Genomic DNA, 4,167 nt, shown 5'->3' on the forward strand with positions numbered 1-4,167 from the left:
ACCGTGGCCGAGACATCCGCCAGCTTGTCGAGCCCGAAGAGCCCCAGCCGGAAGGTCGAGAAGCCCGCTGGCTCGTCGCATTGCAGCGGCACGCCCGCGGCGATCTGCGTGCCCCTGGCGGCGAAGGCCCGGCCCGACTGCACCTCGGGATCGTCGGTGTAGCTCACCACCACGCCCGGCGCGCCGAAGCCCTCCGCCGCGACCGAGGCGATGCCGCGCGCCGCCAGCAACTCGCGCACGCGCCGCCCAAGCTCCCATTGCGCCGCCTTCGCCTCGGCAAAGCCCATCTCCCGGGTCTCGACCATGGCGTCGCGGAACATGCGCAGCCCGTCGGTCGGCATGGTGGCATGGTAGGCGTGCCCACCGGCCTCGTAGGCGGCCATGATCTGGCGCCACTTCTTGAGATCCATGGCAAAGGAGTTCGACGCCGTCTCCTCCAGCCGTTCCAGCGCGCGCTCCGAGAACATCACGATGCCGGCGCAGGGGGTCGCCGACCAGCCCTTCTGCGGTGCCGAGATCAGCACGTCGACGCCGGTCTCCTCCATGTCGACCCAGATGCAGCCCGAGGCGATGCAGTCGAGCACCATCAGCGCCCCCACCTCATGCGCCGCCGCGGCGATCTGCGCGATGTAGTCGTCGGGCAGGATCACGCCCGAGCTGGTCTCGACATGCGGCGCGAAGACGATCTGGGGCGCCTCGCGGCGGATCACCTCGGCCACGGGCGCGGGCGCAAAGGGCGCGACCGCCTCGTTGCCGGTCTGGCGCGCCTTCATCACGGTCACCTCGCCGCCGAAGCCGCCGGCCTCGAAGATCTGCGACCAGCGGAACGAGAACCAGCCGTTGCGCACCACCAGCGCCTTGGCGCCCTGTCCGAACTGCCGCGCCACGGCCTCCATGCCGAAGGTCCCGCCCCCCGGCACCAGCGCGACGCCGGCCGCACCATAGACCTCGCGCAGCATCGACGAGACGTCGCGCATCACCTCCTGGAAGGCGGCGGACATGTGGTTGAGAGACCGGTCGGTAAAGACCACCGAGAATTCCTCGAGACCCTTGGGGTCGACATCATCGCGCAGCGGCATGGCAAGCTCCTGTCTGTTTGACCCGTCGATACCGCATCGGTCACGGAACGCAACGCCTCCCTTGGGAGCAGTAGCGGGACGGCGGGCGGGGCGATTGCCGAAGGCGAGCGCCGTCCCGGCGTCCGGCGCGCCGCTCGGGCCGGGCGCGACAGATCAGCCCGCCAGACCAACCCCCGGCGGATCGCGCGCACCAGACGAACCCGATCGGCTCCCTCCGTCAGACCACCCCCGTCAGATCGAGCCCACCGGACAGACCCCGTCAGATCGGCCCTGGACGACGCTCCTCGCTCAGCACCACGTTGGCCTCGACGTTGCCGACCCCGGGCAGCGTCATGATCCGGCGCCGCAGCACCCGCTCGAAATCCGGCAGATCCCGCGCCGCCACCCGCAGCCGGTAGTCGAAGGCACCCAGCACGTGCTCGACCAGCTGCACCTCGGGAATGGCGCTCACCGCGCGCTCGAAATCCTCGAGGCTCACCCGCCCCTTGGTGGCCAGCTTAATGCCGAGGAACACCGTCACCCCGAAGCCCAGCCGCCCGAGGTCGAGGTCCAGCCGCGCGCCGCGGAACACCCCGGCCTCGCGCAGCCGCTGGATGCGGCGCCAGCAGGCCGGCTGCGACAGGCCAAAGCGCCGCCCCAGCGCGCCTGCACTGGCCTGCGCGTCCTCGGCCAGGGCCCGGATCAGCCCCCGGTCGATCTCATCGAGCGCCAGCCCCTCCCCGTTCACAGCGGCACCGTCTCGTCGTGCTTCACCAGCGCCACGTGCATCAGCGCCTCGATGTCGGCGATATGCGGCAGGGTGAGCAGCTTCTCGCGGTAGAGCGTCTGGTAATGCCCCAGATCCCGCGCCACCACCGCGAGCCGCACGTCGACGGTGCCGAGGAAGGTCTGGATCTCGATCACCTCCGGCACCCCGCGCGCACTCACGATGAACTCGTCGAAGGCCCGCGGCGCGGTCTTGTCGAGCGTCACCCGCAACGACACCTCGAGCTCGTAGCCGAGCGCCGGCCAGTGGATCACCCCGCGCACGCCCTTCAGCACCCCCTCGGCCCGCATCGCCGCCAGCCGGCGCGCCAGCGTCGAGGGAGTCACCCCCGCCCGCTCGGCAAGCTCTGCCGAGGCGACGCCCGGCGCCGCCTGGTATTGACGAAGAATGCGCCGATCGGTGTCGTCGAGCATGAATCCACCACCTTTTCCGGATTTCAGGAATGATCTTTCATCATTCCCGCAAATTCTCAAGAAAAACGCAACCAACATCGCCGCGCGCAACCTAGTCTGCGCCCTATAACAAGACCAAGAGAACACGACCAAGGAAGGAAAGACCGATGCGCGTCTATTACGATCGCGATTGCGACATCAACCTGATCAAGGACATGAAAGTGGCGATCCTGGGCTACGGCAGCCAGGGCCACGCGCATGCGCTGAACCTGCGCGACAGCGGCGCCAAGAACGTCGTCGTCGCCCTGCGCGAAGGCTCCGCATCGGCCAAGAAGGCCGAAGCCGAGGGCCTCGCGGTCATGGGCATCGCCGAAGCGGCGGCCTGGTGCGACCTGATCATGTTCACCATGCCCGACGAGCTGCAGGCCGAGACCTACAAGAAATACGTCAAGGACAACCTCAAGCCCGGCGCGGCCATTGCCTTCGCCCACGGCCTGAACGTCCACTTCGGCCTGATCGAGGCGCCCGAAGGCATCGACGTCATCATGATGGCACCCAAGGGCCCGGGCCACACCGTGCGCGGTGAATACGTCAAGGGCGGCGGCGTGCCCTGCCTCGTCGCGGTCGACAGCGACGCCACCGGCAAGGCGCTGGAAATCGGCCTGTCGTACTGCTCCGCAATCGGCGGCGGCCGCTCGGGCATCATCGAGACCAACTTCCGTGAAGAGTGCGAAACCGACCTGTTCGGCGAGCAGGCGGTTCTCTGCGGCGGCCTCGTCGAGCTCATCCGCTGCGGCTTCGAGACCCTGGTGGAAGCCGGCTACGCCCCCGAGATGGCCTACTTCGAGTGCCTTCACGAGGTGAAATTGATCGTCGACCTGATCTACGAAGGCGGCATCGCCAACATGGATTACTCGATCTCGAACACCGCCGAGTTCGGCCAGTACGTCACCGGCCCGCGCATCCTGCCCTACGAGCAGACCAAGGCCGCGATGAAAGCCGTTCTGACCGACATCCAGCAGGGCAAGTTCGTGCGTGACTTCATGCTCGAGAACGCCGTGGGCCAGCCGACGCTGAAAGCCTCGCGCCGCGCCAACGACGAGCACCAGATCGAGCAGGTCGGCCAGAAGCTCCGCGACATGATGCCGTGGATCTCCGCCGGCAAGATGGTCGACAAGGCCAAGAACTGATCCTTCGGATCACCCGATGATCTCCGCGGGCCCGTGCCGAAAAGGCGCGGGCCCGTTCCGTTGCGGGGTTTCCCCTGCCAGCGCGCCTGTCAGAGCGCGGTGCCGCGCCTCAGGCGGATATCGGCGTCACGCCGGGGCGCATCGGTGCACCACTGGTCGTCCCTGGGGAGCCAGACTGCGTCGCGCACCTCGGCGTGGACGACGACCCGCTCTGGCGACACATCCACGATGTCCTCCGGCAGCACCGAGAGGAACAGGAAGAGGGCTTGGGCGGTGAGGCACATGGTCAAATCCTTTCGTGTCCTCCCGAGCCCAGCATGCCAGAAATCCGCACCCCTGTCACAGGCGCGATGCTGCAACGCAGCATAAGCGCCGGACGGAGGCGTCCGGCGCTTGTCGTCTGATCGGTTTGCAGGCAGGCGCGCCGGCCCGGGGCGCCCCCTCCGGTTTCAGAGCCCCAGCGAGCCCAGCACGATGACCGTGATCGTGGCGACCACGGGGATCGCCACCGCCACCACGAAGATATCGGAGTAGCTCTTCTTGTGGGTCATGCCGGTGATCGCCAGCAGGGTGATGACGGCGCCGTTGTGAGGCAGCGCGTCGAAGCCGCCCGAGGACAGCGACGTCACCCGGTGCATCAGCCCCATGCTCACGCCCTGCGCCTGCCCCATCTGTGCGAACTGCTCGCCCAGCGCGTTGAGCGCGATGGACATGCCGCCCGAGGCCGAACCGGTGATGCC

Annotated in this window: 5 protein-coding genes and 1 pseudogene; 1 reads left to right on the plus strand and 5 read right to left on the minus strand. The window is 68.0% G+C overall.

Annotation, left to right across the window (positions count from 1 at the left end; translation table 11 throughout):
- The 3 genes from HC022_RS20395 to HC022_RS20405 all read right to left on the minus strand — a co-directional run.
- Positions 1-1,079, minus strand: a 1,079-nt coding sequence (locus tag HC022_RS20395) for an aminotransferase class V-fold PLP-dependent enzyme (protein WP_167453637.1), incomplete at its 3' end; no start/stop codon positions are given.
- Positions 1,080-1,338: 259 nt separating this feature from the next.
- Positions 1,339-1,806: an Lrp/AsnC family transcriptional regulator gene (locus HC022_RS20400; RefSeq protein ID WP_167453638.1), complete on the minus strand. Its 468-nt coding sequence runs from the start codon at positions 1,804-1,806 to the stop codon at positions 1,339-1,341.
- Positions 1,803-2,258, minus strand: coding sequence for an Lrp/AsnC family transcriptional regulator (locus HC022_RS20405; RefSeq protein ID WP_089954356.1), 456 nt, complete (start codon positions 2,256-2,258; stop codon positions 1,803-1,805). Before HC022_RS20405 ends, HC022_RS20400 begins: the two co-directional genes overlap by 4 nt.
- A gap of 146 nt (positions 2,259-2,404) precedes the next feature.
- Between HC022_RS20405 and ilvC the strand changes: the two genes are divergently transcribed.
- On the plus strand, positions 2,405-3,427 hold the full coding sequence (ilvC, locus tag HC022_RS20410; RefSeq protein ID WP_008884831.1) for a ketol-acid reductoisomerase: 1,023 nt from the start codon (positions 2,405-2,407) through the stop codon (positions 3,425-3,427).
- 89 nt (positions 3,428-3,516) lie between these two features.
- Here ilvC and HC022_RS20415 read toward each other — a convergent pair whose 3' ends face one another.
- Together HC022_RS20415 and HC022_RS20420 are read right to left on the minus strand one after the other, a co-directional pair.
- Positions 3,517-3,711, minus strand: a complete 195-nt coding sequence (locus HC022_RS20415) for a hypothetical protein (RefSeq protein WP_040383860.1) — start codon at positions 3,709-3,711, stop codon at positions 3,517-3,519.
- Between the two features lie 165 nt (positions 3,712-3,876).
- Positions 3,877-4,167: pseudogene (locus HC022_RS20420) on the minus strand (GntP family permease); the annotation flags it as partial.

Source organism: Salipiger sp. HF18 (assembly GCF_011806505.1).
Classification (GTDB): Bacteria; Pseudomonadota; Alphaproteobacteria; order Rhodobacterales; family Rhodobacteraceae; genus Salipiger; species Salipiger thiooxidans.